Annotated in this window: 24 protein-coding genes and 5 pseudogenes; 13 read left to right on the forward strand and 16 right to left on the reverse strand. The window is 69.8% G+C overall.

Features of this window, described 5'->3' with window-relative positions; translation table 11 throughout:
* The first annotated feature begins 16 nt into the window (after window positions 1-16).
* Window positions 17-927: pseudogene (locus tag GR130_RS18200) on the forward strand (IS5 family transposase).
* Here the strand turns inward: GR130_RS18200 and GR130_RS18205 are convergent.
* A pseudogene (locus tag GR130_RS18205) lies at window positions 893-1,144 on the reverse strand (oxidoreductase); the annotation flags it as partial. The pseudogenes GR130_RS18200 and GR130_RS18205 overlap by 35 nt on opposite strands.
* Window positions 1,145-1,247: 103 nt before the next feature.
* Here GR130_RS18205 and GR130_RS18210 point away from each other — a divergent pair.
* The 4 genes from GR130_RS18210 to GR130_RS40595 all read left to right on the forward strand — a co-directional run bounded on the left by GR130_RS18210 (window position 1,248) and on the right by GR130_RS40595 (window position 3,691).
* Window positions 1,248-1,937 carry a helix-turn-helix transcriptional regulator gene (locus GR130_RS18210; protein ID WP_159505707.1) on the forward strand — a complete coding sequence of 230 codons (690 nt, stop codon included), beginning with the start codon at window positions 1,248-1,250 and terminating at the stop codon, window positions 1,935-1,937.
* A 32-nt stretch (window positions 1,938-1,969) separates the two neighbouring features.
* Entirely contained in the window at window positions 1,970-2,482 is a 513-nt protein-coding gene (locus GR130_RS18215; protein WP_159505708.1) for a DUF3291 domain-containing protein, read from the forward strand.
* An 84-nt stretch (window positions 2,483-2,566) separates the two neighbouring features.
* Window positions 2,567-3,079 carry a transposase gene (locus GR130_RS40590; RefSeq protein WP_236573155.1) on the forward strand — a complete coding sequence of 171 codons (513 nt, stop codon included), beginning with the start codon at window positions 2,567-2,569 and terminating at the stop codon, window positions 3,077-3,079.
* A gap of 45 nt (window positions 3,080-3,124) precedes the next feature.
* Window positions 3,125-3,691 carry a hypothetical protein gene (locus tag GR130_RS40595; protein WP_236573157.1) on the forward strand — a complete coding sequence of 189 codons (567 nt, stop codon included), beginning with the start codon at window positions 3,125-3,127 and terminating at the stop codon, window positions 3,689-3,691.
* A gap of 56 nt (window positions 3,692-3,747) precedes the next feature.
* Here GR130_RS40595 and GR130_RS18225 read toward each other — a convergent pair whose 3' ends face one another.
* From GR130_RS18225 to GR130_RS18250, 5 genes and pseudogenes are all read right to left on the reverse strand, one after another.
* The gene (locus tag GR130_RS18225; protein WP_159505709.1) at window positions 3,748-6,501 is read right to left on the reverse strand and encodes an ATP-binding protein; all 2,754 of its coding nucleotides are present in this window, start codon (window positions 6,499-6,501) and stop codon (window positions 3,748-3,750) included.
* A gap of 111 nt (window positions 6,502-6,612) precedes the next feature.
* Window positions 6,613-7,575: a GNAT family N-acetyltransferase gene (locus GR130_RS18230; RefSeq protein WP_159505710.1), complete on the reverse strand. Its 963-nt coding sequence runs from the start codon at window positions 7,573-7,575 to the stop codon at window positions 6,613-6,615.
* 8 nt (window positions 7,576-7,583) lie between these two features.
* Complete coding sequence (locus GR130_RS18235) at window positions 7,584-8,153, reverse strand: dihydrofolate reductase family protein (protein WP_159505711.1); 570 nt, start codon at window positions 8,151-8,153, stop codon at window positions 7,584-7,586.
* A gap of 417 nt (window positions 8,154-8,570) precedes the next feature.
* Window positions 8,571-9,427, reverse strand: a pseudogene (locus GR130_RS41870) (transposase).
* A 481-nt stretch (window positions 9,428-9,908) separates the two neighbouring features.
* Window positions 9,909-11,264 (reverse strand): glycosyltransferase family 39 protein, encoded by a 1,356-nt coding sequence (locus GR130_RS18250; RefSeq protein WP_201305273.1) that lies wholly within the window; start codon window positions 11,262-11,264, stop codon window positions 9,909-9,911.
* Window positions 11,265-11,920: 656 nt separating this feature from the next.
* On the opposite strand from GR130_RS18250, the pseudogene GR130_RS40610 reads away from it, so the two are divergent.
* Window positions 11,921-12,117, forward strand: a pseudogene (locus tag GR130_RS40610) (GNAT family N-acetyltransferase); the annotation flags it as partial.
* Between the two features lie 192 nt (window positions 12,118-12,309).
* Window positions 12,310-13,544 (forward strand): IS3 family transposase gene (locus tag GR130_RS18260; protein ID WP_159505714.1). Its coding sequence is split into 2 segments (ribosomal slippage): window positions 12,310-12,589 and window positions 12,589-13,544, totalling 1,236 coding nucleotides; the frame shifts between segments, so codons are not numbered across the junction.
* Here the strand turns inward: GR130_RS18260 and GR130_RS18265 are convergent.
* The gene (locus tag GR130_RS18265) at window positions 13,524-13,877 is read right to left on the reverse strand and encodes a hypothetical protein (RefSeq protein ID WP_159505715.1); all 354 of its coding nucleotides are present in this window, start codon (window positions 13,875-13,877) and stop codon (window positions 13,524-13,526) included. The genes GR130_RS18260 and GR130_RS18265 overlap by 21 nt on opposite strands.
* A gap of 79 nt (window positions 13,878-13,956) precedes the next feature.
* Here GR130_RS18265 and GR130_RS18270 point away from each other — a divergent pair, with 79 nt between their 5' ends.
* From GR130_RS18270 to GR130_RS41875, 3 genes and pseudogenes are all read left to right on the forward strand, one after another.
* Window positions 13,957-14,577, forward strand: a complete 621-nt coding sequence (locus tag GR130_RS18270; protein ID WP_159505716.1) for a flavin reductase family protein — start codon at window positions 13,957-13,959, stop codon at window positions 14,575-14,577.
* A gap of 411 nt (window positions 14,578-14,988) precedes the next feature.
* A complete protein-coding gene (locus GR130_RS18275; RefSeq protein WP_159505717.1) occupies window positions 14,989-15,858 on the forward strand; it encodes an endonuclease/exonuclease/phosphatase family protein in 870 nt (289 codons plus the stop codon).
* A gap of 151 nt (window positions 15,859-16,009) precedes the next feature.
* Window positions 16,010-16,805, forward strand: a pseudogene (locus tag GR130_RS41875) (transposase).
* Window positions 16,806-16,851: 46 nt separating this feature from the next.
* Here GR130_RS41875 and GR130_RS18285 read toward each other — a convergent pair.
* The gene (locus GR130_RS18285; RefSeq protein ID WP_159505718.1) at window positions 16,852-17,421 is read right to left on the reverse strand and encodes a PadR family transcriptional regulator; all 570 of its coding nucleotides are present in this window, start codon (window positions 17,419-17,421) and stop codon (window positions 16,852-16,854) included.
* A 110-nt stretch (window positions 17,422-17,531) separates the two neighbouring features.
* Here GR130_RS18285 and GR130_RS18290 point away from each other — a divergent pair, with 110 nt between their 5' ends.
* The 3 genes from GR130_RS18290 (at window position 17,532) to GR130_RS18300 (ending at window position 20,767) form a co-directional block, all read left to right on the forward strand.
* The gene (locus GR130_RS18290) at window positions 17,532-17,966 is read left to right on the forward strand and encodes a nuclear transport factor 2 family protein (protein WP_159505719.1); all 435 of its coding nucleotides are present in this window, start codon (window positions 17,532-17,534) and stop codon (window positions 17,964-17,966) included.
* Between the two features lie 34 nt (window positions 17,967-18,000).
* On the forward strand, window positions 18,001-19,305 hold the full coding sequence (locus GR130_RS18295; RefSeq protein WP_159505720.1) for a DUF3533 domain-containing protein: 1,305 nt from the start codon (window positions 18,001-18,003) through the stop codon (window positions 19,303-19,305).
* 118 nt (window positions 19,306-19,423) lie between these two features.
* On the forward strand, window positions 19,424-20,767 hold the full coding sequence (locus GR130_RS18300) for a carotenoid oxygenase family protein (RefSeq protein WP_159505721.1): 1,344 nt from the start codon (window positions 19,424-19,426) through the stop codon (window positions 20,765-20,767).
* Window positions 20,768-21,098: 331 nt separating this feature from the next.
* On the opposite strand, the gene GR130_RS18305 is transcribed toward GR130_RS18300, so the two are convergent.
* From GR130_RS18305 to GR130_RS18340, 8 genes are all read right to left on the reverse strand, one after another.
* Window positions 21,099-21,326, reverse strand: coding sequence for a DUF2277 domain-containing protein (locus tag GR130_RS18305; RefSeq protein WP_159505722.1), 228 nt, complete (start codon window positions 21,324-21,326; stop codon window positions 21,099-21,101).
* Between the two features lie 52 nt (window positions 21,327-21,378).
* Entirely contained in the window at window positions 21,379-22,158 is a 780-nt protein-coding gene (locus tag GR130_RS18310; protein ID WP_236573159.1) for an alpha-ketoglutarate-dependent dioxygenase AlkB family protein, read from the reverse strand.
* Window positions 22,159-22,349: 191 nt separating this feature from the next.
* Window positions 22,350-23,006: a hypothetical protein gene (locus tag GR130_RS18315; RefSeq protein WP_236573160.1), complete on the reverse strand. Its 657-nt coding sequence runs from the start codon at window positions 23,004-23,006 to the stop codon at window positions 22,350-22,352.
* 4 nt (window positions 23,007-23,010) lie between these two features.
* The gene (locus GR130_RS18320) at window positions 23,011-23,634 is read right to left on the reverse strand and encodes a methylated-DNA--[protein]-cysteine S-methyltransferase (RefSeq protein ID WP_236573162.1); all 624 of its coding nucleotides are present in this window, start codon (window positions 23,632-23,634) and stop codon (window positions 23,011-23,013) included.
* 181 nt (window positions 23,635-23,815) lie between these two features.
* Window positions 23,816-24,607 (reverse strand): phytanoyl-CoA dioxygenase family protein, encoded by a 792-nt coding sequence (locus tag GR130_RS18325; protein ID WP_159505724.1) that lies wholly within the window; start codon window positions 24,605-24,607, stop codon window positions 23,816-23,818.
* 144 nt (window positions 24,608-24,751) lie between these two features.
* Window positions 24,752-24,946 carry a hypothetical protein gene (locus GR130_RS18330; RefSeq protein WP_159505725.1) on the reverse strand — a complete coding sequence of 65 codons (195 nt, stop codon included), beginning with the start codon at window positions 24,944-24,946 and terminating at the stop codon, window positions 24,752-24,754.
* Between the two features lie 320 nt (window positions 24,947-25,266).
* Window positions 25,267-25,644 carry a VOC family protein gene (locus GR130_RS18335; protein WP_159505726.1) on the reverse strand — a complete coding sequence of 126 codons (378 nt, stop codon included), beginning with the start codon at window positions 25,642-25,644 and terminating at the stop codon, window positions 25,267-25,269.
* Window positions 25,645-26,237: 593 nt separating this feature from the next.
* Window positions 26,238-26,738 (reverse strand): nuclear transport factor 2 family protein, encoded by a 501-nt coding sequence (locus GR130_RS18340; protein WP_159505727.1) that lies wholly within the window; start codon window positions 26,736-26,738, stop codon window positions 26,238-26,240.
* Window positions 26,739-26,957 lie beyond the last annotated feature (219 nt).

The raw sequence follows: 26,957 nt of genomic DNA on the forward strand, positions 1-26,957 counted from the left end.
ACAGAAGTGGTTGATCATGCGACTGCTGGCTTATCCGCTCGTTGGTCTGGTCGTGGGGAAGCGTCAGTCGCGGCCGTGGGTGGTGTCGGATGAACTGTGGGCGTTGGTCGAGCCGTTGCTGCCCAAGCCGGGGCCGAAGCTGGTTGAGGGACGGCCGAGGGTGCCAGACCGGCGGGCATTGTGCGGGATCCTGTTCGTGCTGCACACCGGTATCCAGTGGGAGTACCTGCCGCAGGAGCTGGACTTCGGTTCGGTCATGACCTGCTGGCGGCGGCTGGCTGCCTGGAACGCGGCCGGGGTGCGGGACCAACTGCATCTGCTGCTGCTGAAGAAGCTGCGGTCGGCGAAGAAGCTGGACTGGTCCCGGGCGGTGATCGACTCTTCCCATGTGCGGGCGGCTCGCAGGGGCCCCAAAGCGGTCCCAGTCCGGTCGGTCGCGCACGGCCGGGCAGTAAGCACCACGTCGTCACCGACGCCCGGGGCATCCCGCTCGCGGTGTCGCTGACCGGCGGCAACCGTAACGATGTCACCCAGCTTCTGCCTCTGCTCGACAAGATCCCCGCCGTCGCGGGGGTTGTCGGCCGGCCCCGGCGACGGACCGACGCACTGCTCGCCGACCGTGGCTACGACCACGACAAGTACCGGCGTCTGCTGTGGCAGCGCGGCATCCGTCCCGTGATCGTGCGGCGAGGCGAGCCACACGGCTCCGGCCTGGGCATCTTCCGATATGTCGTCGAACGAACGATCGCCTGGCTGCACGGCTTCCGTCGCCTGCGTATCCGGTGGGAGCGACGGGACGACATCCATGAAGCCTTCCTCGGGCTCGCTACATGTCTCATCACCTACAGACACGTCCAACGCCTTTGTTCGGACCTCTTGAAGCCCCGGCCGTTCAGCTGGTTGCCGAGAACGCGTCGACGCCGGTGAGTTCGGCCGAGAGCCTCCACAGGCGTGCGGCTTGTTCCCGGCCGGTCGCGTAGTCCCGCACGCCACTGGTCAGTACGGCGTCGCTCGGTGCGGGTTCGGCGATGTCGCAGTCCTCGCAGTACAGGCCGTCCATGCGGGGGATGTGACGTGCCAGTGCAGTGGCGATGACGCCGGGATGGAGCGAGAACGCCCGCACCCCCAGGTCCCGGATCAAACGGGCACGCCACCTGCATCCCAGATAGGCCACGTGAGTCGGGCACGCTGGCCGGGGTCGGGTCCGCCGTTCTATCTCCAACCTGTGTTGTTCCTAGAATGGCCGGGTGGAGGACATCGACGCGATCGCGGCGTTGCAGGATCCGGTGCGGCGTCGCCTGTACGAGTACGTGGCGGCGCAGGGACGCGAGGTCGGGCGCAACGAGGCCGCCGAGGCGGCCGGGGTTGCGCGCACGCTGGCTGCGCACCATCTGGACAGGCTGGCCGAGGTCGGGCTGCTGGAGATCGGCAGCCGCCGTCTGTCGGGCCGCTCGGGGCCGGGGGCGGGCCGTCCTGCCAAGGTGTACACGCGGGCGCAGGCGGAGCTGTCGGTGTCGCTGCCCGCCCGCGACTACCGCACTGCCGCCGAGCTGCTCGCCGAGGCGGCCGAGCAGGCCGGGCTGGATGCCGGGCTGTGTGCGGCGGCGCGCCGCCGGGGTGAGGTCCTGCGTGGCTCGGCGGCGCCCTGCGGTGGTCTTGAAGAGGCCATGGAGATGCTGGCCGCTCGCGGCTACGAACCACACCTGGAAGGCGCCGAAGACGCCAAAGGGGTGTCGGGGGCGGCCGCAAGTGTCGTTCGTATGCGCAACTGCCCCTTCCATGCCGTCGCTGAACGCTTCCCGCCACTGGTCTGCGGCATGAATCTCGCGCTGCTGGAGGGGATGTTCGGCACGGACGGCCCCGTCCGCGCCCGCATGGACCCCCGGCCGGGGGAGTGCTGCGTGGTGGTCGAGAATTCTAAAAACAACATTGATTGACATAGAAATGGGGGCCGTGCTGGGATGAGGTCATGACCGCATCCGTGCATGCCGCCCACCTCGCCCACCTCAACGTCGCCAAGCTCCGACACCCCCTTGACGATCCGCGCACGGCGCCGTTCGTCGAGATGCTCGACCCGGTCAACGCCTCCGCCGACGCCGCGCCCGGCTTCGTGTGGCGGCTCGTGGAGGAGGGGGCGGCCGACGCCACCGGCCTGCGCCCGGCGGGCGACGACGTCATCGTCACCCTGTCGGTGTGGGAGACGCAGGAAGCCCTGTGGGACTTCACCTACCGCAGCGGGCACCTGGAGGCCATGCAGCGGCGCCGCGAATGGTTTGAACGGCCCGTCGAGGCGCACCTGGTGCTCTGGTGGGTCCCGGTCGGCCACCTCCCGACCGTCGACGAGGCCCTGGAGCGGCTGGCGGACCTGCGGGCCCACGGACCGTCCCCCCGCGCGTTCACCTTCGCCTCCTCCTACACCGCAGCCGAGGCCGTCCAGCACCTTCAGGCCGCGCCGCCAACGCAAGCTGAAGCGATCAACTGATCCACAGGTCTTGACGATTACTCTGGTCAAAAAAACCAACGGCGGGCACAACCTGGCCTTCTGCATCCCCCCCGGCTGATGCTCATGACCCTGTGCGAAACAGGCACCCGCGGCCTGATCGCAGCTATCTTCGGCCCCGCCTCCAAGGGCGAGACTGATTACGCCCGGGACCTGGTCGGCCACCTGACCTCGGACACGCTCCTTCTGGCGGACCGCGCCTTCGACAGCAACGAACTGCTCGCAGACATCGCGGCTCAGGGGGCGCAATTTCTGATTCGCGCCACCGGCGTCCGACGCCCGCAGGTGCTGGCGCTGCTGCCCGACGGCTCCTACCTGACCCGGATCGGGGGCCTCCCGCTGCGGGTGATCGAGGCCGAGGTCCACTCCCGCACCGCCGACGGCGCCGACTTCGGCGGGACCTACCGCCTGCTGACCACGCTCAGCGACCACCGCACCGATCCCGCGGACCACCTGGTGCGCCTCTACCACGAACGCTGGGAGATCGAGATCACCTACCTGGCGCTACGTCACACCCTGCTCAAAGGCCGAGTTCTACGCTCGAAGGACCCGATGGGTCTCAACCAGGAGATGTGGTGACTGCTCACCCTCTACCAGGCCCTGCGCTCGATGATGGTGACCGCGGTGGAGACAATGCCCGGCTGCGATCCCGACCGGGCTGGCTTCACCGTCGCTCTGGAGGGCGCCCTTGACACGGTCGTCAGCCTCGTCGGAGCGACCACAGCCTCAGAGCCGAGTAGCTGCTCCGACCTGGTGGGACACATCGGCGCCCGCGTCCTGCGCGCGCTGCTTCCCGGGCGCCGGATGCGGCTGCCCGCCCGCATCGTCAAGTGCGGAACCTCCCGCTACAACATATGGAACCGCGACGGGCGTCCACGCGACTGCGCCCCGATCACCGTCATCGAGATCACCGTGCACCCACCGGCCCTGCCCGGCGCGCAGGACCCGAGCCGGGTCCTCTCCGGCCGCTGGAGCCAGGTCTGCCGGATCATGGCCGCGAACTCCAACCATGCCATGCACACCCGCGACATCGCACAGCACCTCGGCCTCGCCACCACGGGGCGCCCCCTCAGCAGCCTCACCGCACAACTCTGCTACTGGGCCCGCAACGGCCGGCTCACCCGCACGGCACCGACCACCTACGAGATCACACTCCCCGACGCCTTGACACCGCCAACGAGCCGTTACTGACTTCGGCGTTTCGGGGTCTGGTTCTGAGTCGGGACCGGTGCTTCTGCCCGCACCGGCTACCCACCGAGCACGTCGGCGAGTTGGGTGCGGGAGCTGATGCCGAGCTTGGGGAACGCCCGGTAGAGGTGGTGCCCCACCGTGCGCGGGCTCAGGAGCAGCTGGGTGGCGATCTCCCGGTTGGTCGCGCCGGTCGCGGCGAGCCACGCCACCTCGCGCTCCTGTGGACTCAGCCGCGCGATCGGCGAGTTCGGGGCGAGCGTCGGGTCGTGGTGTCCGCCAGCTGCCCGCAGCTCGGTCCGGGCCCGCCGCACCCACGGCTGCGCGCCCACTCGGTCGAAGCGCTCCAGTGCGGCGCGCAGCCGGTCGCGCGCGTCGAGCTTGCGGCGCTGGCGGCGCAGCCACTCGCCGTAGAGCAGCTCGGTGCGGGCCCGTTCGAAGCTGTCGTCGATCGGGTGCAGGTCGAGAGCGGCGAGGTAGTGCTCCTCGGCCCGGGAATCCGGTCCGATCAGGGCCCGGCAGCGGCGGGACTGCGCGCCGACCGCGGGCTGCCGGAGGGCGTCCGCGCAGGCCGCGAGGGCCTTCGCGGGTGCCTTCGCCCGCTCCGGGCGGCCGGCCCGCACGGCAGCCTCGACCAGGTCGGGCAGCAGGTGGCGAGCCATCAGCGGGTGACCGGCCGCATCCTGCGCCGCCTCCAGCCGGTCCAGTGCCCGCTGGCCCTGCCCGGAGCCGAGGTCGAGCAGGCCCAGCGCCCACAGTGCGTCGGCGGTGCCCCGGCCGACGCCCCGCGGGCGGGTGTATTCCAGGGCCCGGTGGGCGAGTTCACGGGTGCGGTCCTCCTCTCCGCGGGCAGCGGCCAGCACGGCGAGCAGGGCGCGCAGGTGGGCAACCCGGTGGTCGAGGTCGTAGTAGTCGGCGAGTCGGAGCGCCTCGGCGGCGTGCGAGTGGGCGTCATCGCGCCGGCCGAGCGCGAGCTCTACCTGGGCGAGCAGGTGCAGCGTGGTGGGCAGCCAGCCGCCGACGCCGCGGTCGCGGCAGTGCGCCACGGCGGCGGAGGCGACCCGGTGCGCGGTCGCGTGGTCGGCGAGCAGGTGGCAGTAGTGCCCGGTCATCAGCCGGTCCATCAGGCTGACTTCGGCGCGGTCGCAGGCGGTCACCAGCTCGGCGAGCGGCTGCCGCGCGCCGCGGAGAGCGGGGGCAGCAGGGGCAGCAGGGACGCCGTCCGCGGCCGCATCCCCGTCATTGCGCCGGGTGGCCGCCGCGTCGGCGAAGACGTGCACCGGCACCGCGAGGACCGGCAGACCGGGCGCGCGGGCCGCGATCTGGGCGATCAGCGCCGCGTTCCCCGCGGCGAACGCCGCGTGCAGCGCGTCCGTCAGCAGCACGGGGAGCTTGTCGGGGCGCTCCGCGGCGGTCGCGTCCGCGCCCTCGGCGAGGATCCGGGCGGCCCGCGCCGGGCTGCCGAAGCCGAGCTCGACCACGGCCCGCACCCGGGCGAAGTCCGCCGCCATGCCGGGGTCCTGCAGCGGCTGCGGCACCTGGTCGGCGAGGGCGCCGCAGCGCTCGTCCTGTCCGGCCTCGCTGGCCCGCTGCGCCGCGCCGATCAGAAGCCTCGCCCGCAGCGCCGGGTCCGCGGTGAGCTGTGCGGCCCGCTCGTAGGCGGCGGAGGCCGACGCCATCGCCTGCCGGCTGCCCGCCCACTCGGCGACCCGCTCCAGCTCCGCTGCCACCTGCTCATCCGGTCCGGTGGCCGCCGCGGCAAGGTGCCAGGCCCGGCGGTGCGCGTGCCCGGCGCCGTCCAGTGTCTCCGCCAATGCCCGGTGCGCCGCGATGCGCTCCGCGAGCGGGACGTGCCGGTAGGCGGCGAACCGGACCAGCGGATGTCCAAAACGCAGCCCCGCGCCGGAGACGGCCAGCAGTCCGGCCTGCTCGGCGGGCGTCAGATCGTCGACCGACCCCCCGCACCGGGCCGCCGCCGCCAGCACCACGGTCAGGTCCCCGGTGTCGTCGGCGGCGGTCACCGTGAGGATCCGACGGGTGGCTTCGGGCAGCCGGCGGACCCGCTCAGTGAGCGCCTCCTGCAGCCGACTCGGCAGCGCCGACGGTGCCTCCGGCAGCACCAGCGGCCCCAGTTGACCGGACCGCTGCGCCGGGGTGAGCGCTGCGGACAGCTCCCGCAGCGCCAGCGGATTGCCTTGCGCCTGGTCGATGATCTGCTCGGCGACGTGCGGCGCGAGCCCGGGCAGCAACGCCGCGGCCGTGGTCCGGTCGATGCCGGTGACGTGCAACGTGGGCAGCGCCCGCGCCGTGCTGCCCGGCGAGTCGCCGCGGGCGGCGAAGAGCATCGCGACGCCCTCGGCGCTCAGCCTGCGCGCGGCGAACGCCAGCACGTCCACGGACGGCTGGTCCAGCCACTGCAGGTCGTCGACGAGGCACAGCAGGGGCGTGTCGGCGGCGGCCTCGGCGAGGACGGACAGCGTGGCGAGGGCGACCGTCAGCCGGTCCCGCACCGGCGCGTCGACGAGACCGAAGACCGAGCGCAGCGCCCGGGCCTGCGGGGCGGGCAGCCGGTCGAGTACCTGAAGGATCGGCAGGACGAGTTGGTGCAGTCCGCTGAAGCCCAGCTCCATCTCGGACTCGATGCCCTCGACGCGCAGCACCCGCAGGCCCTGCGCGCGGGCGGCGGCGTGTTCGAGGAGCGCGGTCTTGCCGATGCCGGCCTCGCCGTGCAGCAGCAGGGCGCCGCTCTGGCCGTGCAGGGCGTCGGCGAGCATCAGCTCGATCCGCCGCAGCTCCTCGTCGCGTCCCTGCATCCGTGCCCCCGGATCCGCCAACCCGGCCACCGTCGGGCCTCGTTGATCGTCACTGTACGCGGACCGGGCGGGACGGACCGGTGACGCACCCCGGGGCGGCGACCGCTGCGGCTACGGCGCTCGCTCCTGATCGGCCACCGGCGCCGACCAGATCATCCGGATCTCCGTGGTCCGGTAGCCGGCCCGGGCGAAGGCCGCCGCCATCGGTGCGTTCCCGGTGTCGGTGGTGGCGGTGATCAGCTCGGCGCCCGCCTCCGCATGGCTCCGGGTGACCTCGGCGAGCAGGTCGTCCACATAGCCGCGGCCGCGGAACTCGGGCAGCACGCCGAGGAATCCGACGTTACGGGCGTAAGGCGTCGCGGAGGGGATCGCCAGTCCGGCGAGCCCCCCGTCGGGGCCGTACGCCAGCCGCCACCAGTCCCGCTCGCCCGGGCAGCCGAGGTAGAACTCCAACTCCTCTCGGGCGGCCGCCTCGACGCCCATCGCGGCGACCTTCCGGCGGGTCTCGTCGTCCAGGCTGCCGATCGCGATCCGCCGGAACATCCCGAGGAACTCCTCGTCGGAGGCCGGGGCGAAGGTGAGCCGGCCCTCGCCTCCCGGCAGCGGATCGCCGCTGGTCCACTGCAGCTGCAGTCGCTCCACCTCGTGGCTGAGGCCGGTGGCCCGCGCGGCGGTCCGGCGCCAGGCCACCGCGTCCGCAGCCGCCGGGTCGTCGTGCCAACCGACCGGCAGCCTCAGGATGTACAGCGGCGGCTTCGGCGCGCCCGCGGCGGCGAACGCCTGCAGCCCGGCGGTGAGCAGCCGGGCCGCCACCCGGGCCCGGTCGCCCGCCCCGGGGTCGACGTGCAGGCAGTCCAGAGCAACCGGGTGGGCGCTGTCCGCCCGGCCCCACCACAGGGCGCGGGCCAGCAGCCGGCCGTCGCCGTCCTCGGCGACCCAGGTCCACTCCGGTCGGTACATTCCCTGTCCGAGCTCATCCCGGTAACGGTCGGCGTCGATCCAGCCGACGGGTGCGGGGACCGTCACCGCGGCGACGCGGTCGACCTCGGCCGCGGTCGTGGGTCGAAACAGCATCGATGCTCCTAGCGTCGGACGTAGCTGGTCAAGGTGGCGCCGGTGAGGAAGACCCGGGAGTCGCGGAGCAGCCAGTCGGCGGGGGCGAAGGGGGCGCGGAACAGCGGGATGCCGCTGCCGAACACCACCGGGTAGCGCTTCACCACCAGTTCGTCGATCTCGCCCAGCAGTTGCCCGGCCAGGCTCGCCCCGCCGCACAGCCAGATGCCCGCGCCCGGCTGCCGCTTGAGGTCGCGGACGAGCTCCACCGGGTCCCCCGACACCACCTCCACCTCGGGGTCGGTCCGGGGCAGGGTGGAGGAGAAGACGTACTGCCGCAGGTGCGGATAGGGGCTGGTGACGCCGATCCGCAGGGCGGGATCGTAGGTGGCGCGTCCCATCAGGATCGTGTCGAAGACCTTGTTGGGCACGTCGGCCAGACCCAGTGCCTCACGGGCGTGGCCGGGAATCGTCTCGGGGTACTCGGTGAGGATCGCGTCCTTCAGGTCGCCTTCGAAGCCGGAGGAGTCGGTCTCCCCGTCCGGTCCGGCGATGAAGCCGTCGAGGCTGCAGCCGATGTAGTAGGTGAGCCGGCGCATGGGCCGCCTTTCGGTTGTCGCTGGTTGGCCGTCGGGGCGCGGGCGGCGACCGACGAGGACAGTCCGAACCTAGGCCCCGGTCACCGCCCCGGGCATCGGTCACGACGACCCAATGTGCCGGTCCGACCTACCGACCCTGCCGACTGCCGTCGTCAGCCGTCGACCTGGACGGCTCCCGGATCGCGGCGGCGCTCCGGACGATCCGCCGGTGCTGTGACCACATAGGTCGCCGAGCTCGGAGCAACCGTGCGCCGTGTGGGCGGTCCGGGTCTGACAGTCGCCGGCAACGGCACCGAGGGCAGAGCGCGCCCGGACTGAGTCGTGTGAACGCTGCTCATTGATCTTCCACAGCTACGACACCGCATAGCCGTCATCCAGTCACCTCATTCGATGCCGGCGTTTGCTGACTTCGGCCTATTAGGGTCCTCCTCGTCCATCGAGAGTGAGCCCCGTCCCGGCGAGGAATCCGCCGAGGACGCCATGTCGGTACTGCAGCGCCTTGAGCCGACTGCGGAGCAGAGTCTCCAACTCGCTCAGGGTGCGGGCAGCTAGGTTGGCCAGGCTCCGCTTGATGTGCGCCCACAGGCCCTCCACCGGGTTGAGGTCGGGCGCATACCCGGGCAGCAGGACCACTGTCAGCCAGTCCCGTTCGGCAACGAGTGCCTGCATCGTCTTGGAGATGTGCGTGCTCAGCCGGTCCCACACCACGATTAGCGGGGCCTTCAGTAGTTGGTGGGCGCCGTCCAGCAGGCGAATGTAGTCCGTCTCGCCCAGCGAGCGACGCTCGCCCTTGCGGCCGGTATGCCGACGCAGCCGGTAGCACAGACGGGCGGGCAGGCCCGGCCGGTAGCACAGCAGCCCGGCCACCGAGAGCCGTCCCCGGCTGCGGGCGGAGACCTTGACTCTCGGGGTGATGCCGCGTCGCCCCCAGGTGCGGCCCTTGGGCGCGTGCGTACCCTTGCAGCGGTCCACACCTGGTCGTCCATCCAGCCGTGCGCGGCCGGCCCCTCGTCGAGCCATGCCGCGAGCCTGGCCTGCAGGTGGGGACCGAGCCGGCAGCCGTGGCCGGCGGGACCTCTGGAACGCAGCGCCTCGCGTCCGTCCGCCCTCCAGGTACGGCGCCACTGGTAGACCGACTTCTCGCTCACCCGTAACTCCCAAGCGATGAACGGGACTTCCACGCCTTCCTCGAAGAGGTCAACGGCTCGCATCCGTACCTCTTCGCGGCGCCTGCGCTGCTCGGAGGTCAGCCCGCCCCCGTCCGGATACCGCATGCCTCCGGCGTACCAGCCCGGACGCGGCGCGTCACCGGTCCCGACACAGATCCAGACCCCGAAACGCCGAAGTCGGTAACTTCGTGGCATTGGTCCAGCATCTGGCGATGGCAGTAGCCCTCGGGCTGTCCGCCCCGCCCCTGGAGCCAGGCCGGAACCCGAAGCAACGGCCGGACGGCCGCCCACTCCGCGTCCGTCATGTCCGACGGATACCGGCGTACCCGATCGGTATGGTCGGCCGCGTTGCCGTACACATGCGCGAGGCAATCACACGATGGGGCAGCCGAGTTGAACTGGACGGGCTCGGACGCGTACAACAACGACACCAGGGCCTCCCGGCATTGCTCGGTCAGATTCGCATCCCCGAGCTACCGAGGGGCCCTGCCCTCATGCACGCGCAACGGGAAGATCACCCCGGCGGGAAACCTGTTCGACCTGCGCGTTCCATGAACGGTTGAGATACGGCTTCTCAACCCAGCCCTCACCGCGTCCTCTCGTACACCGTCACCCGGCGTCCCCCGGCCTCGCCGGAGGTGATGAGGGTGAAGTGCTGGGCGAGTGTGGTGAGTTTGGCCAGGTCGCGAGGCGTTGACGCCTCCGGGGAGGAACTGCTGTCGCTGACCACGACGATGCGCTTGTGGGTCAGCATGGCGGCCCGTATGCGTTCGGGTGCGGCCTCTACGCCATACAGGGTTCCGGAAGCGACCGGGCCCTTGGCCAGCGCGAGATCGTCGAGCCCGCTGAACGAGGACGGTGTGACGAGTGCGGCGTCACGCCGCTGGTCGGGTATGAACACGACGCCATCACCTGTGCCGGCCAGCGCCGCGACCTTGTCGGCGGCAACCCGCACATCGTCCGTCCTGCTCTTCGGTGCCCGAAGGCCCAACTCCAAGGGCAGCAGCGCCAGGAACACGACCGCCACGACCCCGGCGAGCAGCGTCTCGCCACGCACCCGTCCCCAGCGACGGCCGCGGGCCCGGCCGTACGACAGCGCCGCCTGCACCGCCCGGGCGACGGCGGGACCGACGAGCAGCGACAGCCCGATGTATGCGAAGAGTACGTAGCGGTCGACATAGAGCGGCTTGACGAGCCAGGAGGCCAGCAGCAGCCCGAGTTGCGGGACGGCGAGCAGTGACAGCCCCACCGAGACCGGCGACGGAACGGTACGCACGCCGCGCGGCACTCGGGCGCATACCAGGGCGACGACCAGCATCGCGGTCACCCCCAGCAAGCTGGCGGCCGAGACCGACGGTATCCATGCCACCTGCTTCGCCTGCAGACGGCTGGCGAGTGCGAGTGGCAGCGTTCCCGCCACGATCACGGCGGCTGTCACCAACCACCCTGTCAGCAAGGCACGTTGGCTGCCGCGCCTGCAGATCAGGACGGTCGCGCCGTGAGCCGCCAACGCGAAGAGCGAAAACCAGTTGAGCAGTGCGGTAGCGAGCATGACCGCCGTATAGGCACCCCAGCGCCACGCCCATGCGGTTTTGCGCCCACGCCCGTCGCGCGGGGCGGTGTTCCCGGCAGGGCCCGCCGGGAACACCGCCCCGACCAGCAGCCAGGTTGCCACCGCCACTCCGGCAGCCACCAGCGCGAAGGAGCGCCCCTCCTGCGCGTACCGCTGCATCACCGGCAGCAAGGCCAGCACCAGACCTGCCGAGAGGCCGCCCATGGGGCCGGCGAGCCTGCGGCCGATTGCCGCGGTGGTCGCCGCAGCGATGAGCGCACCCAGCACCGAGGGCAGCCGCAGCCCCGCCAGGTTCGCTCCGAAGACCTCGAACACGGTGTGTATCAGCAGGTAGTAGAGGCCGTGGACGATATCCACCTGCCCGGTCATGTGCCAGATCTCGGGTATAGACCGCTGGGCCACCTCCCATGTCGCGGCCTCGTCCCGCCATATGGCGCCCTGGCGGGGTAACCCCCACAAGCCGAGTGCGAGTGCCAGCAGAGCGGGCGCCCCGGAAACCAGCCAGGTCGTCCACCGGTGCGCTCCGGCGGGGGCCGGGGTGGCTCTTCGCTCGGCGAAGGCGAGCGCTGTGGAGTCAAGATCAAGGGACATGTCGCGAATATACATTCGATGTATACGCTCAATTTGCAGGTCCCGCGTGGCTGGGAGCTGTTGCGAAAGTGGATCTCGGTGAACGTCGCCTCCACAGTCTGCCGGGCCTACCCGCCCCCGCCGGGGTGGGCTGGCGGCCGAGATTCATCTCGGCGTCGTGCAGCGGCACAAGCGTCTGCCTATCGTGGGGCACTGCCGGCCAGCGGTGTGACTCTCCGCAGTTCAACCGGTGTTGGAAGCGATCAGGTGTGCCGACCGGGAGTCGGGCGGCCTCGCAAGCGCCCGCGCCGCGTACAGGCCGACAAGGCTTGCGCCTCCCGGCGCAACCGTCCCTACCTGCCCAGGTGCGGGATCAACCACCTCAAGCGCCCGCGGCCATAGCCGCCGAATACGACGAACTCTCCGATCGTTACGAGGCGACCGTGCCGGTCACTGTCATCAACATCTGCACCCTGGCTACCATCGCCGACGCGGCTACGGCACCGCCATCACCCTCGCCGCACTCCACTTGGCTCGCGAACGACACCACCACATCGCCGTACTGCAGGCGTCCACCGAGGGCAAGCCCGTCTACCGCCGCCTGGGTTTCCACCCCTGCGGTCAATTCACCGAACACACCATCGCCCCCTGAACTCCCAGTGCTCACCCCACTCCGGGGCGGTAAGGTCGGCCGATCTGGAGCCAGCCGATCCCTAGGTCCGGCACAAGGCAGGGGGTGAAATAGCCATCGAATGCGGCGCGTTAGACCCCGCATCCCTCCCTCACCCCGAGCGAATCGCCCCGGGTTTGATGGAGATCATCAAGACCCGGAAGGATGCCGATCATGGCTGCTCCCCGTAAGTACCCCGACGAACTGCGCGAGCGTGCGACGCGTCTGGCGGTCGAGGCCCGTAAGGACCCGGTCGGCCGGGCCGGTGCGATCAAGCGGATCGCCGATCAGCTGGACGTGCATCCCGAGGCTTTGCGGGGGTGGGTAAAGCGGGCCGAGATCGACGATGGTGTCGTGCCGGGGACGACCAGTGGGGAGGCCGCGCGGATCGCGGAGTTGGAGCGGGAGGTGAAGGAACTGCGGCGGGCGAACGCGATATTGAAGTCCGCCTCGGCTTTCTTCGCCGCGGAGCTGGACCGTCCACTGCGATGAAGGTCACCTGCATCGACCAGTACAAGGAGACGTTCGGCGTCCAGCAGATCTGCGACGTCCTGTCCGAGACGGACGCGCCGATCGCGTCGAGCACCTACTACGCCGCCCACAGCCGTCCGCGCTCGGCCCGCAGCCTGCGCGACGAGCACCTCACCGAGGAGATACGCCGGATCCACGCTGACAACTACGGTGTCTACGGGGCCCGCAAGGTCCATGCCACCCTGGTCCGCGAGTACTTCACGGTGGCCCGCTGCACGGTCGAACGGCTCATGCGTCAGGCCGGACTTCGCGGGGTGATCCGGGCCAAGAGTCCGCGCACCACCCGGCCCGCGCCCGAGACCAGCCGTCCCGCCGACCTGGTCGAGCGCCAGTTCACCGCAACTGCCCCGAACCAGCTGTGGGTTGCTGACATCACCTATATCAGGACCTTCTCCGGCTGGGTCTACGCGGCCTTCGTCATCGACGTGTTCTCGCGCATGGTCGTCGGCTGGCAGGTCGCCACCAGTCTCTACACCGACCTCGCGCTGGACGCGCTGGAGATGGCGATCTGGCGTCGCCGGCACACCGGCGTCGACCTGGCCGGTCTCACGGATCACTCGGACCGCGGCGTTCAATACCGTGCTATTCGCTACACCGAACGCCTCGAACAGGAGGCGGCCGTGGCCTCGGTCGGCTCCAAGGGCGACTCGTATGACAACGCCCTCGCCGAGGCGTTCAACAGCCTGTTCAAGGCCGAGTTGATCCGCCACAAGGGCCCCTGGGCGTCCATCAACGACGTCGAGATCGCCGTCGCCGAGTACGTCGACTGGTTCAACCAGAGACGCCTGCATGGCGAGCCCGGCCACGACACTCCTGCCGAACACGAGGCCGCCTACTACGCGGCCGAACCCCCTGCGTCACTCCAGAAAACCAGCTAACTCCCTCTCCACGAAACCCGGGGCTTGACAGGCTGAGGTGTCGTTCTCCTTGTAGATCTTGGCGAACGGGCCCCAGTGCAGCCGTGAGCGGGTGTCCTGGGCGTCTTCCATCTGGCGGTCGACGCCGGCTTCCAGGCGGAAGCGGTCGGAGGAGATGCGGAGGTAGGCGCCGGGGCGCTTGGGTGCGTAGGAGGCAAGGTGGTCGTAGAGGTTGAGGGTGACTTGCCCGCCGCGGGCGTGGGCGGGGACTCGAAGTCCTCCCAGACGGTGGTGAGGGCGGTGGTTGGTGGCACGGTGTCGGCTCCTGGTGCTCGGTGTTCCGATACCGGGCACTTTCTGTCGAACTTCGCAGTTTGGCGGTGCCGTGGATCCTCCGTAGAATCCGCCGCTCCGCGGGTGGATACTGATCGCCATGCGCATCGACTTTGACCCTGCTGAGCTGTCCCGTAACGAGTTCTACAAGCTGTTGACCGCGGTGGTGGTCCCGCGGCCCATCGCCTGGGTGTCAACCATCGACCCGTATGGCGTTTCTGCGAATCTTGCCCCGCACTCCTTCTTCAGCATCGCCAGTGTTTCGCCGCCCGTTGTTCAGTTCAGTTCTGTGGGGCGTAAGGACACCCTGCGGAATGTCGAGGCCACCGGTGAGTTCGTGGTGAACTTCACGCCGCAGGGGCTTTTTGCGCAGGTCAATGACACGGGTACGGATTTTCCGCATGGCGTGAGCGAGTTCGAGGCGGCGGGAATCGAATCCGAGCCCAGTCTTCGGGTCAAGCCGCCGCGGGTTGCCGCTTCGCCGGTGGCATTGGAGTGCGAGCTGCACAGTACGGTCCGGATCGGTGACGGGACCGTGGTGTTCGGACGGGTGGTGCATGCCGCGGTGTCGCAGGATGTGCTGGTCGACGGACATCCCGAGGTCACCAAGCTGCAGCCTTTGTCGCGGCTTGGGAAGGACGAGTGGGGGACGCTGGGTGACGTACGGGAGATCGCTCGGATTCGGCATGCGGAATGGCAGGGACCGGCGGCTGGCCGATAGGCCGACGGGGGAGGGGGACGAGGAAGGGGCAAGGGGAAGGGGGAGCTGGAGTGGTTGGGAGGAAGAGGGGGAGTGTGTCCGTGGCGTGGAGGTCATCGGAGTGGATTGATCCGAGTGAGGGTTTCGCGGTAGTTCATGTGCGAGGAGCTTTCCGGTAGTTGATGATTCCTTCCGGGTTCGAGACGCTGCGTGGTGATGGTTGTCGGGATGACAGGAGTCGCTGTGAACGGTCTCGCTCCTTTGGTGACGGAATTCGGCGCGGAGCCGTGTCCTGACGGCCGCTGTCCTTGCTTCACCGATTCGGGTTCCTGTACGGCCTCCTCGACCGGTTCCGGCGCACCCGGTGAGGGGGGAGAGGGAGAAGGGGCTGGTGAAGGGGCTTTCGCGCGGCCCTTGAGTCGGCGTTTCGCGATGCGTGCCGTGGCCGGCACGGCAGTCGCGGGGCCTGTGGCGGCGTACGGAAGTGAGGCCGCGTACGCCGTCGGTCGCGGACGCGGGCTGCGGGTGATGACCTTCAATCTGCGGTACGCGTCGGATTCCCGTCCACATTCCTGGGCCGAGCGCCGACCCGTGATGCGGAGCCTCTTGCGCCGGGAGGCTCCGCAACTCCTGGGGACGCAGGAGGGGCTGTACGGGCAGCTGCGTGATATCGCGGAGGATCTCGGGCCGCATTACGAATGGGTGGGTACGGGCCGGGGTGGCGGGAGCCGGGATGAGTTCGCGGCGATCTTCTACGACGTACGGCGACTCGCGCCGGTGGAGTACGACCATTTCTGGCTGTCGGACACGCCCTATCTGATCGGGTCGACGACGTGGGGAAACAAGGTTATTCGGATGGCGACCTGGGTGCGCTTCCGGGATCTTCGGAGAGGTGGCAGCGGCGGCGGGGAATTCTATGCGCTCAATACGCACCTTGATCATGCGGTGCAGTATTCGCGGGAGCGGTCGGCTGCTCTGATCAAAGAACGGCTGGGGGTGCTGGACCCCTCGCTGCCCCGCATCGTGACCGGGGATTTCAACGTTGCGGCGCACAAGAATCCCGTATACGAGGCGATGCTCGGCGGTGGCTCGCTCCTGGACAGCTGGGATACGGCCGATGAACGGAGCGCACAGTACGGCACTTTTCACGGCTACCGGCCGCTGGTGCCCGGCGGCGACCGAGTCGATTGGATTCTCACCTCGCCGACGGTGCGTACGCGGCGGGCCGCGATCAACACGTTCTCCGTGCAGGGGCAGTTTGCGAGCGATCATCTGCCGGTGCAGGCGTGGGTGGAGTGGTGAAGGGGGAGTGGTGAATGGGGAGTGGGTGCCGGCGGTGGCCGTTGAACTTTGCGGCCCGTGCTTGAAATTCTGTCGGCGCTACTGAACTTGATTGGGTGATGTCGGATTCGTTCGCCGGACAGCGGTGGGCCGGTTCCGGTAGCCCTGGACTGTGAGGTACGCGCAGGGCGGCGGGTTGACCGAGGCCGAGAGGGCCGCACGGGAGCGGGTGTGGCTGCTGACGGTGGAACGCTTTGAGAGCGGGAAGAAAACCGGGAGATCGCTGTCGCGCTGCGGGTGAGCGAGCGGTCGGTGGTGCGGTGGCGCCGGGCCTGGCGCGAGCGCGGAACTGTGGAAGAGGGATGTGTGGTCGCGGGTAAGAGCGCCGCGGCGGCGTGCAACGGCTGGATCGTCTTCGAGGACGAAGCTGGGCAGTCGATGACGCCGCCGCGTGCCGGAACCTGGGGCGGGATCGGCCAGACCCCGGTTGTCCGTGTGCGCGGACGAGGTTCGGGCCGGGTGTCGATGGCAGGCATGACCTGCGAAAAAACCGGGCGGGCGGTCCCGGCTGATCTACTCCGTCCGTGAGTACAACGGCCGCAAGGGCCAGCCGAAGGGCTTCGGCTGGCGTGACTTTCGCGACCTGTTGGTGCGCGCCCGCATCCGGCTCGGTGGTCCGATCGTGCTGGTATGGGACAACGTGCGCCTGGCACCTGACCAAGTCGCTGCGGGAGTTCGTCGAGGCGAACTCTGGCTGGCTCACCGTGTTCCAGCTGCCCACCTACGCCCCGGACCTGAACCCGCAGGAGGGCGTCTGGTTCCTGGTCAAGCGCGACATCGGCGACCTCGCCGCAGCATGCCTCGACCAGATCACCTGGGCCGTGAAGCACCGGCTCAAACAGATCCAGTGCCGTCCGGACCTGGTTGACGGCTGCCTCGCCGCCACCGGCCTGATCATGGACGGCTGACTGGCACCACCGGATCAAGCTCAGCAGTACACGAAGCGGAGGGCTGTCACCGCTGGGCACGGGCAGCCTGCCGATGGCGCAGGGTCGTGATCGTGTTGCGGCACCAGTCGCGGTTGCCCCGTTCGAAGGCGAGGCCGCGCAGGCAGGTCAGGTACGGGCCGATGCGGTCGCCGTCGCGCAGGAACTCCTCCTCCGTGCGCTCGCCGCGCATGGTTTGCAGCATCTGCTCGAACAGGTCGATCTTGGCCTGGGCGAAGGTGGCCCGTTCGTCGAGCTGGGCGATCAGCACCACCGGGTCGACGTGGTCGGCGGCCTGGACCTTGACCAGCAGGTCGTCGCGGACGAAGGACGGCTTGGCGGAGGCTTCGGCGAAGTCGTCGAGTTCGGCGAGGCCGGCGTCCGTGACGCGGAAGACTCGCTTGTTGGGGCGGTTGTCCTGGACGATCTCCCGCCCGGTGATCAGCCCGTCCTTCTCCAGCCGGGTCAGCTCGGCGTACAGCTGCTGCGGCTGGGCGTACCAGAAGTTCGCCACGCCGAGGCCGAAGGTCTTGGCCAGCTCGTAGCCGTTGGTCTCGCCGTCGAGCAGGGCGGCCAGAACGGCGTGCCGTAGCGCCATCGGTCGAACTCCTTCACTCACCCCTGTTTGCCGGACACACCTCCCTATGATACTCCTGAAAATGACTAGTCAGATTCATGACTAGTCTCCATGAGTCAGGAGGGTGCATCATGGCCACCGCCGACCGCTTCCGCGCCGCCGTCGACGCCCGTGACCTCGCCGCGCTGGACGACCTGTTCACCGACGACGTCCGCTTCTACAGCCCCGTGAAGTTCACGCCCTTCGAGGGCAAGCCGATGGTGCTGGGCCTGTTCGGGGTCCTGCTGCGGACCTTCCAGGACTTCCGCTACGTCGGCGACTACACCGGCACCGCGCAGACCAGCGCCAACACCCCCGCCGACGCACCCTCGGCCGTCCTGCTCTTCCGCGCCACAGCGGGCGGCAGGCAGATCCACGGCATCGACCTGCTGCACTTCGCCGACGACGGCCGGATCAAGGAGTTCACGGTCATGGTCCGCCCGCAGTCCGCCGTCCACGCCCTCGGCGAGGCGGTCCACGCCGGACTCGTCGCCGACGGACTCGCACCAGCGCCCGCCAATCACTGAGCCCCAGCCATCCCATCCCACCAAGGAACGCACCATGCCCGCTCGCCCCCCGTCGTCCGTGCTCCGCAGCCCACGCCTGTGGACAGGCTCCGGCCTCATCCTGGCCATCGTCGCCACCGCCTTCGCGCTGCTCTACGTCGGCGGCAACCTCAACCCGAGGGGGCATCTGCGCGACCTGCCCATCGCCCTGGTCAACAGCGACCAGGGCGCGGACGCCAGCGGCACGCACCTCAACCTCGGGGACCAGATTGCTACCGGGATCGAGCACTCCACCGGTAACCACGCCATCGCCTGGCAGCCGATGACCCGCCAGGAAGCCGATCAACTCATCGGCCAGGGCAAGGTGTTCGGGGCACTCGTCGTCCCGCCGGACTTCACCTCCACCCTCACCGCCCTGACCGTCCCCGGCACCTCGCAGAGCCCCGCACGCCCGGTCCTCAGCGTGCTCACCAACCAGTCCGCCGGCAGCATCGGTTCATCCATGGCCAGCCAGGCTGCCCAGCAGGCCGCCCACGCCGCGTCCACCCGGATCGGCGCCCAACTCCTCGGCCAGGCAGGAAAGCAGGGCGCCACACTGCCGCCCGCCGCCGAACTCCTGCTCGCCGACCCGGTCACCGTTCAGGTCGCCGACGGCCACCCGCTGGGCACGCACAGCGGCCTGGGACTCTCCGCCTTCTACTACTCCCTCGTCCTGGTCGTCTGCGGGATGCTCGGCGCCAACGTCATCAACTCCCAGGTCGACACCGCCCTCGGCTACCTGCACAACGACATCGGACCGTTCCGCCAGCGCATGCCCGTCCAGCACACCAGCCGCACCCGCACGCTCGCGACGGGCATCGTGCTCATGGCAGGGCTCTCCGTCCTCATGGGTTCGCTGGTCGAGACCACCACCGTCGGCGTGCTCGGCATGGACGCCTCCCACCTCGGCCTGCTGTGGCTCTACTCGGTCGCGACGATCGCCGTCGTCGGCATCGGTGGCCTCTCACTCCTCGCCGCGTTCGGCACACCGGGCATGCTGCTGCTAACCCTCATCTTCATCGCCATGGCCGTCCCCACCTCCGGCGCGACCGTGCCGCTGCAGGCACTCCCCGGCTTCTTCCGCACGCTTGCGGAGTTCGAGCCGCTGCGGCAGATCGCCGGCGGCATGCGCTCGATCCTCTACTACGACGCCCGAGCCGACGCCGGTCTCGCCCGCGCGTGGTCCGCGATGGGCATCGCCCTGGTGGCGGCCGCCCTGTTCGGCTTCGCCGTCGCCCGCTTCTACGACCGACGAGGGCTGCACCGCATTCCCCTCCCGGCGGGCCCGGCGGCCACTGCCCAGCCCGCGGCGGCGCACTGACCAACGGCCGGCGGCACCGACGCGCACTCGTCGTCCCGCCGGACTTCCCCCACTCTCAACGCCCCGACCGTCCCCGGCACCTCACACAGTCCCGTCCACACACAGCTTGGAGTCAACCATGACCACCGTTCCCCATCTGCTGGGCGCCTTCGCCCCCGTCCAGGACGAACTGACCGTCACTGAACTGCAGGTCACCGGCGCGATCCCGCCCGAGCTGACCGGCTGGTACCTGCGCAACGGACCCAATCCCCACCAGGCCACCTCCGCACACTGGTGGCTGGGCGACGGAATGGTCCACGGCGTGCGCCTGGAGGCCGGCCGGGCCGCCTCCTACCGCAACCGCTGGGTTCAGACCGCCATCTTGACGCGCGGCGCCGAACTCCGTGACGCACAGGGCAAGCGCGACCTCCTCGCAGGCGTCGCCAACACCCACGTCGTCCGCCATGCCGGACGTACCCTCGCCCTGATCGAATCCTCCTTCCCCTACCAGCTGGACATGCGCAGGGGCAACGAGCTGGCCACCATCGGCGCCTACGACTTCCACGGCCGGCTCCACACCCCGATGACCGCCCATCCCAAGACCTGTGCCACCACCGGTGAGCTGCACTTCTTCGGCTACGGTGCGGGACCGGACGAGACCCCACTGACCTACCACCGTGCCGACGCACAGGGAGAGCTGACGGTCAGCCGGCCCGTGGACGTCGGCGCACCAACGCTGATGCACGATTTCCACCTCACCTCCCGCCACGTCGTCTTCATGGACCTGCCGATGGTCTTCGACCTGCCCAAGGCGGTGGCCGGCGACCGTGGCCTGCCCTACACCTGGACCCCCGACTACGGCGCGCGCCTGGGTGTCCTGAACCGAGAGGACCCCTACGGCCCGGTGCGCTGGTTCGACATCGCTCCTTGCTACGTCTTCCACACGCTCAACGCCCACGAGGACGCCGACGGACAGCGCCTGACCTTGTACGCCATCCGCTACGACCATGTGGGCGAGAACGTGGACGTCAACGGCCATGGATCCCTCTGGCGATGGACGATCGACCTGGCCACCGGAACCGTGCGCGAGGAGCAGCTCGACGATCGCCGAGCAGAATTCCCCCGCATCGACGACCGCCTCGCGGGCCTCCCCGCCCGCTACGGTTACGCCACTACCCTCAGATCTCCCGAAGGTTCCGACTGCCAGGGCGCGATCCACCGCTACGACCTGCACTCCGGCACGACAGTCAGCCACTCCTTCGCGGCAGGGCGCACCCCGGGCGAAGCCACTTTCGTCCCCGCGAACAGTGCTCCCGGAAGCTCGGGCTGGCTGATGACCTACGTCTACGACGCCGCCACCGACCGAAGCGACCTGGTCATACTCGACGCCGACGACCTGACCGCGCCACCCACCGCCACCATCCACCTGCCACGCCGTGTCCCCGTCGGCTTCCACGGCAACTGGCTCCCCGACCAGCGCTGACGTAGACAAGTCCGGGACGGGTGTGTGCCTGGGTGCACGGTGCTGAGGCACACACCCGCCCGATGGGTCGGCTGCGCAAGACCCCGCGGACTGTCCGGCCTCAGCCGGTAGAGGCGCCCGCACATATCGGGCGCACCCGTTTTCCAACTACCCTCACGGCCTGCCTCATCCAGGCCGGCCTGGACATGAACGACTGACCTTGTCGACACCGACATCACGCATTCAACTTCAGTAGTGGTGGGAGCTAGGTGTGTGGTGGGTTCGTGGTGCAACACCCTGCTGGACTGCTGGACGTCCGGGCGGGTGGACCGTGTGGTGGGGCCGGGCCGGGTCAGTCTTGGCTAGTGGGGGTCGTGCCGCGGACCTGGAGGCCGTTGAGGAGGTCGTGCGTCGCTGCGGCGATGGCGTCCACGGCGTGGTCGAATACCTCGCGGTTGTGGGCCGCCGGGGCGCGGAATCCGGAGACCTTGCGGACGTACTGCAAGGCGGCGGCGCGGATGTCCTCGTCGGTCACGGCGGGCGTGGTGGGTGGGCGGAGGGTCTTGATGCTGCGGCACATGCGTCCAGTCTGCCGCTTGAGGCCGGTGGACGGTGACCGGTGCCGGTGGCGATCAGCTGAGGCCGGTGACGCGCATGGTGATGTTGAGGCGACCCGAGTTCAGGCCGGTCGCCGGGTCGCCGGTGCCCGGATAGACCTTGGGAACGCCGTGGTATGCGAAGCGGGACGGTCCACCGAAGACGAACAGGTCGCCTGATGTCAGTTCGATGTCGGTGTACGGCTGCGTGCGCGTCTCGGTGTTGCCGAAGCGGAAGACGCAGGTGTCGCCGATACTGAGCGAGACGACCGGCGCGCTGGAGCGTTCCTCTTTGTCCTGGTGCATGCCGAGCTTCGCCTGGGCGTCGTAGAAGTTGATCAGCGCGGTGTCGGGGGCGTACGCGTCGCCGGCAGCGGCATCCTGATAGGCGTCGACGAGGGCGCGGCGGCCCAACACGACCATCCAGTCCGGGAATTCGGCGACCCGGGCGCCGTTCACGTCGTCCGCGGTGCGGGTGTATGCGTACGGCTGCCAGTGCCAGCCGATGCACACCGTCTGGACGGACATCACGCCGCCGCGCGGGAGTCTTGTGTGCCGGATGGGGGCCGGGCCGCGCGCCCAGCTGCGGCAGGCCGTGACCAGCTCGCGCTGCTCGGCGAGGGACAGCCAGCCGGGGAGGTGGACGGCACCGGGGGCGAGTTCTCGACGGGGGAATTCTTGGGCGGGGGTGAGGTGCTCGGCGCTTGCTGGTTGGTCGTTCGGTCGCCCCTCGGGTCGCGTGCGCGGATGTGACGGCGGTGCGTCAGGCCCCTTGAGCTGCCCGAAGTCCTCGAAGCCGGGGAGTGGGGTGCTCATGTGCTGCTGACCTGCCTCGGGGCGGATGGGGGGTGGGGACGCGTCTGGACCTGGATCAGGGCCTGGGCCTGGGGCAGGTGCCGTGGCGGGGCCATTCTGTTCTTTCAGGGTGCCATGGGATGGAGTGATGGGTGGTGGGGCGGGGTGGGGGGCTTCGTGTATCGGGGATTGCTTTGTGTACCGGGGGTGCTTCATATACCGGGGGGTGCTTCATGTACTGGGGGCGTTTCGTGTCGCGTCGTGGTGGTCACCCAGCCGCGGGCGATGGCCCAGGTGCCGCCGCCTGCCGTGGCGCCACGCATGCCCTCCCGCGTTGGGGGGCCGGCCAGGGCGGCGAGTCGGGAGTGGCCGAGAGACGCGAAGCCGAAGGTCCGGGCCGGTTCCCAGTCGGTGCTGTGGTGGAGTCGGCGGCTCATCTGGGCCCAGCCCAGTGGCGCCGCGGCAACCACCCAGGCGTCCGGCTGTCCGGCGGTGAAGCGATGGGCGGGGCGCAGCCAGGACGCGGCATGTTCCGGCCAGTCGACCACGGCGAGGACGGTGCGGCCCGTCTTACGCCATGCCTTGGCGAATGCTGCCGCAGCGGAATGTGATGCCGCGTCCCGGCTGTGTCCGACGGTGACGGTGGCCGGGGTGGGGGGCGTGCTGCGGTGAGGGGTGGCGGTGGAGGTGTGTGGGGTAGCTGTCAACAGGCCGAGTAGTGCGTCCAGTTCGGCATCGGTGTGCGGGGGTGGGGAGGGGAAGGGGCCGTACGTGGCCGCTTCGTGGGGTGGGAGGAGGGGGGAGGGGGCGGTGGGGTGGTGGGAGCGGTGGGAGCTGGCCGGCGAGGGGGCGTTCATGGGGGTGGGCATGGCGTCAGATGAGGGTGGGCGGGAGGGCGCCTTCGTGTGTGAGCAGGGCGGCCTTCCGCTCGACACCTGCCGCGTAGCCGCGCATGGTGCCGTCGGCGCCGATCACGCGATGGCAGGGGCGCAGCAGGAGCAAGGGGTTCGCCCCGATCGCGGTGGCCAGCGCGCGAACGTCCGCTTGCCGTACGCCGACGGTGCCGGCGAGCCGACCGTATGTGGTCGTGGTCCCGTACGGGATGTCCTCCAGCGCCTGCCAGATGCGTTCCTGGAAGGCGGTGCCGTTGGTGCGGTACTCCAGGTCGAAGCGGGTGAGCCCGCCGGCGAAGTAGGCGCGGAGCTGCCGGATGGCCTCGGCGAAAGGCCGGGGAGTGTGGTGCCACTGTGGTCGTACGGCGGCGGCGCCGCGCTGTCCGGGCATGGAGAGCGAGGTCAGGGCGATGCCGCCGGGGGCGGTGGGGGAGTCCACGCCGACGAGCAGCAGCTCACCGAGGGGGCTGTCCAGGGTGGTGTAGCGGGTGGTGGCGGGAGCAGCAGCGGCGGCGGTGGGCTTGGCCGTGGTGGCCGTGGTGGCCGTGGTGGCCGTGGTAGTGCTGTGGTGGGCGGTCATGTCGTGTCCTTGGTCGTGCGTCACCTGGGCTTTCTTCGAGTGTGCGGGCTTTCGGGCGCGCTGACTGGCGGGAATCGGACGTGGCGGTCGGTGGGTCGTGGGGCGGGGTGGGGCGGTGCTGCGGGTGCGGTCTCGTGACCTGTGGCGAGGAGAGTGCCATGGTCCCGAGTGTGCGGTGGGGGTGTGCGGGAGGCCGTTGAGGTGGCTAGGTCAGGCCCAGGCCCAGGCGGACCGCGCGCTCCACAGGGGAGTGGGTGCCGTCGCTGCGGTCCAGGTCGAGCGGGCCGGTCGGTATCAGTGGGGGCTGGGCCAGGAACCGCGGCGCCGTGCCGCGGTGGGGCTGGGCGGCGTGGATCAGGAACGGGTGGCAGAGGTAGACGTCACCGGCCTGTCCGGTGGCGAGCGCCAGCGGCCGATGCGGCGCGTCGAGTTGGCCCGCCTCGTCCATCGCCGTGCAGAGGGAGAAGAGATCCATACCTGACTCACCCGCGGGCTGCAGGAACGACGGGACGTCGAGATGGGAGCCGACCTTGATTCTGGTCGGGGCGGTCTCGTCGTCGACGTCGGAGAAGAGGAACAGCATCAGCAGGGCACGGCCGCGGGAGGTGAGGTTGAGCCAGTACCCCGACTCCCCTTCGGGGGTGTAGCTGCCGTCCATGTGCCATCCGGCGTCGCCAGGGTCGGCCGGGTGCGGGAAGCGGATGGGGAACGTGCCGAGCCCGACACGTGGTACCCAGCGGCCCGGGCCGACGAGTTGGTCGAAGGCGCCGTGCAGGCGCTCGGTGGTGGCCGCCCGCTGGAACGGCTCGTTCGCGTAGCCTTCGAGCCTGACCACGGGCTCGGTCCAGGACGCCGGGTCGTCCGGGTCGAGCCCGGTCTCGCGCCACAGGAACGCCCGGCACTCGTTCGCGAGTGAGCGCGGGAAGGCCTCCGGTAGCCGGACAAAGCCGTTCGTGACGAACTGTTCGATCTGATCTGCGGTCAGCACATCCCCCATGCCACCGATTCTCGGCGCGCTCGCGGGGATCGGCAACCGAGTTTCGCCGGAGCCCGGCGGACGCCCCCGGCGACGGCGAGCCGCTGCCGACCTCGCAGGCCAGGCCGCACCATGCCGGCGATCCGGTGGTCGGAACGAGCGCCCTCAGGCCGCCTCGACGACCTCCGAGACCTCAGCGCGCACCGCTACCGTCCAGATCTCCAACAGCACCGCATACTCCGCCATGTCCTGCGCCGTCCACGCCAGGTCACGCCGGGCGCGCACAAAACGCCGGATCGAGTCGTTGGCTTCGGAGGCAGGAACGGGCACACCCGTAGGAGCGGGAGGAGTTGGGGACATGTGAGACATGCTAGGGGCAGCCACCGACAACGCATCTCCCCGCGCGTCAGCCATATCCCCACCCAGCCCTCTCCGAAGATCGCCCCGACCCCACCTCAACTCGCTGACCAGCAACGACCGTCAGCGACTCGCGCTCCCCCTGTTGCCCGCGTGTGTCCAGTCCCACACGCTCCGCGGTCACCACTCTGTCCGGCCGCTCCCCAGGCGTCAACGGCCCCCCTCGTGATCCGGCCGCCGCCCACCTGGACCCGGTTGCACCAGACGACGCGCCGACCACGGCCCCCCGTCCGCCCGTGTGCTGCTGATCAGTGCGGGAGCCGTCAGCGGAGGAACAGGCAGAAGGGATGACCTGCCGGGTCGAGGAGCACCCGGACATCGTCCTGTGGCTGGAATTCCGCCCGTTTCGCTCCCGCGGCGACCGCGAACGCCTCGCCCTCGTCGAGGTCGTCGACCCGGATGTCGAGATGCAGCATCTTCTGCTGTTCGCCGCCCTGCTCGGGCCACACCGGCGGCCGATACCCGGCTTCGGACTGGAACGAGAGCCCGGTGCCTCCCCCCGGAGACGTGAGCAGCACCCAGTCCGTTTCGCTGAGTGTCACCTCCCAGCCCAGGAGCCGCCGATAGAAGTCCGCCAGTGTGTGGGCGTCGGCACAGTCCACGGCCACGGTCGCCAGTGAGAAGCGACGGTTCCCTGCCATGGCCCCTCCTTCTTCCTCTCCCGCTCTCGTTCGCATTCCCTCTCCCGATTCCTCGCCCCGCTCTTACGACGTCGGACCGGTCGTCGGAGGATGTGCCTGCCGAACGCCCGTGGTGCAAGCGGCGGTTGACCGGATTCCCGGAGGCGCGGTGCTGATCGCCCGCGACATTACCTCGAACGGGTGGCGTCGCCGGAAATCCGATCGGGGCTGAGGGTGCGCGGCCCGTTGCGCCCGCGCCGGGAGCCGTCGCCGCCCTGGCCGGGGTCTGCGCGACCGCCCTGCCCCGGCGGATTGTCGTACGCCTCGGGCTCGGGGTCCGGACCGTCGTATGGCGCAGGCTCGTTGTCAGTGGTCCCCCGTACGGTGGTCCCCGTATCTATCCGAGCTGCTGGCGCTTCTCGGACCCGCCCCGCTCCCGTGACAGCGCACGGGAGCGGGGCTTCACCGGTACTTCGGATGACGCAGGGGGAGAGGGCGGCGATAGCGGGGGGACGGCGATGGCGTGAAGTGCGTTGTGGGGGAGGGGAAGTGGGGCTCTCTGCGCGTCACTGCGTGGCGGGCGGCCGGGTGGGGTGCGGGGCGTTCGCGGGCTGTCAGCGGGCAGGTGGCGGCGTCAGGCGTTCGGTGCCGGAGCCGAAGGCCAGGAACGTCCTGCGGGTGGCGAGGAGCCAGGTGCCGTCGACCTTGCGGAAGGTGTCCTCGTAGTGGCCCACGTTGGTGGGGAGCCGCGACGGGACCATGCCTTCGACATGGCCGTCGACGCGGTAGGTCGTGAGGTAGGAGGTCGCGGTCGCCATCGTGGGGGACGTGACGGTGACCAGGATGTTGCTCATCAGGCGGCGGGACAGACGGTCCGCCGGGCGGGAGCCGAAGTACTCGCGCAGTGCTTCGCGCCCCGTGATGCGGCGGTCGCCGTACGGCCATTCCCAGAGGCCGTCGGCGGTGAACAGATCGGCCACCGAACTCGGTTCTCCGAGGTCGAGGCGGTGGACGAACTCGATGATCAGGCGTTCGCAGGCGCGCTCGGCGATCAGTCGGACCAGAGGGTCAGGCGCTTCGCCTGTCTCGGGGAGTGTGTGCGCTGCATCGGTCATGTGGGGCTCCCCGGGGAGTCGTCGAAGGTTGTCGCGGTCGACGTTCGCGTATCGCGGGTGAGGGGGCCAAGGGATTTTCGGCGCTCCGGTCGTTCGGGTTCGCCAGGCAACCGGTCGTGGATCCGGGCGCCGGGCACCCTGACCCGTGGCGCGTCTGGTTGAGCGGTCAAGGATGGGGGGCTGAGCGACGGCGGAGAGCCCGGCCGCGACAGCCAGGCG

Origin of the sequence: Streptomyces sp. GS7, from assembly GCF_009834125.1 — a bacterium.
Lineage (GTDB): Bacteria > Actinomycetota > Actinomycetes > Streptomycetales > Streptomycetaceae > Streptomyces.

What these genes read in the sequence shown, in the direction of transcription:
- GR130_RS18340 (WP_159505727.1), bottom strand. Translation starts at nt 26,738, where the DNA reads ATGACCGATGCAGCGCACACACTCCCCGAGACAGGCGAAGCGCCTGAC.
- GR130_RS18315 (WP_236573160.1), bottom strand. Translation starts at nt 23,006, where the DNA reads ATGCCCACCCCCATGAACGCCCCCTCGCCGGCCAGCTCCCACCGCTCC.
- GR130_RS18295 (WP_159505720.1), top strand. Translation starts at nt 18,001, where the DNA reads ATGCCCGCTCGCCCCCCGTCGTCCGTGCTCCGCAGCCCACGCCTGTGG.
- GR130_RS18335 (WP_159505726.1), bottom strand. Translation starts at nt 25,644, where the DNA reads ATGGCAGGGAACCGTCGCTTCTCACTGGCGACCGTGGCCGTGGACTGT.
- GR130_RS18330 (WP_159505725.1), bottom strand. Translation starts at nt 24,946, where the DNA reads ATGTCCCCAACTCCTCCCGCTCCTACGGGTGTGCCCGTTCCTGCCTCC.
- GR130_RS18305 (WP_159505722.1), bottom strand. Translation starts at nt 21,326, where the DNA reads ATGTGCCGCAGCATCAAGACCCTCCGCCCACCCACCACGCCCGCCGTG.
- GR130_RS18275 (WP_159505717.1), top strand. Translation starts at nt 14,989, where the DNA reads ATGCGTGCCGTGGCCGGCACGGCAGTCGCGGGGCCTGTGGCGGCGTAC.
- GR130_RS40590 (WP_236573155.1), top strand. Translation starts at nt 2,567, where the DNA reads ATGACCCTGTGCGAAACAGGCACCCGCGGCCTGATCGCAGCTATCTTC.
- GR130_RS18310 (WP_236573159.1), bottom strand. Translation starts at nt 22,158, where the DNA reads ATGAGCACCCCACTCCCCGGCTTCGAGGACTTCGGGCAGCTCAAGGGG.
- GR130_RS18285 (WP_159505718.1), bottom strand. Translation starts at nt 17,421, where the DNA reads ATGGCGCTACGGCACGCCGTTCTGGCCGCCCTGCTCGACGGCGAGACC.
- GR130_RS18215 (WP_159505708.1), top strand. Translation starts at nt 1,970, where the DNA reads ATGACCGCATCCGTGCATGCCGCCCACCTCGCCCACCTCAACGTCGCC.
- GR130_RS18325 (WP_159505724.1), bottom strand. Translation starts at nt 24,607, where the DNA reads ATGGGGGATGTGCTGACCGCAGATCAGATCGAACAGTTCGTCACGAAC.
- GR130_RS18230 (WP_159505710.1), bottom strand. Translation starts at nt 7,575, where the DNA reads ATGCTGTTTCGACCCACGACCGCGGCCGAGGTCGACCGCGTCGCCGCG.
- GR130_RS18225 (WP_159505709.1), bottom strand. Translation starts at nt 6,501, where the DNA reads ATGCAGGGACGCGACGAGGAGCTGCGGCGGATCGAGCTGATGCTCGCC.
- GR130_RS18250 (WP_201305273.1), bottom strand. Translation starts at nt 11,264, where the DNA reads ATGACCGGGCAGGTGGATATCGTCCACGGCCTCTACTACCTGCTGATA.
- GR130_RS18290 (WP_159505719.1), top strand. Translation starts at nt 17,532, where the DNA reads ATGGCCACCGCCGACCGCTTCCGCGCCGCCGTCGACGCCCGTGACCTC.
- GR130_RS18270 (WP_159505716.1), top strand. Translation starts at nt 13,957, where the DNA reads ATGCGCATCGACTTTGACCCTGCTGAGCTGTCCCGTAACGAGTTCTAC.
- GR130_RS18235 (WP_159505711.1), bottom strand. Translation starts at nt 8,153, where the DNA reads ATGCGCCGGCTCACCTACTACATCGGCTGCAGCCTCGACGGCTTCATC.
- GR130_RS18300 (WP_159505721.1), top strand. Translation starts at nt 19,424, where the DNA reads ATGACCACCGTTCCCCATCTGCTGGGCGCCTTCGCCCCCGTCCAGGAC.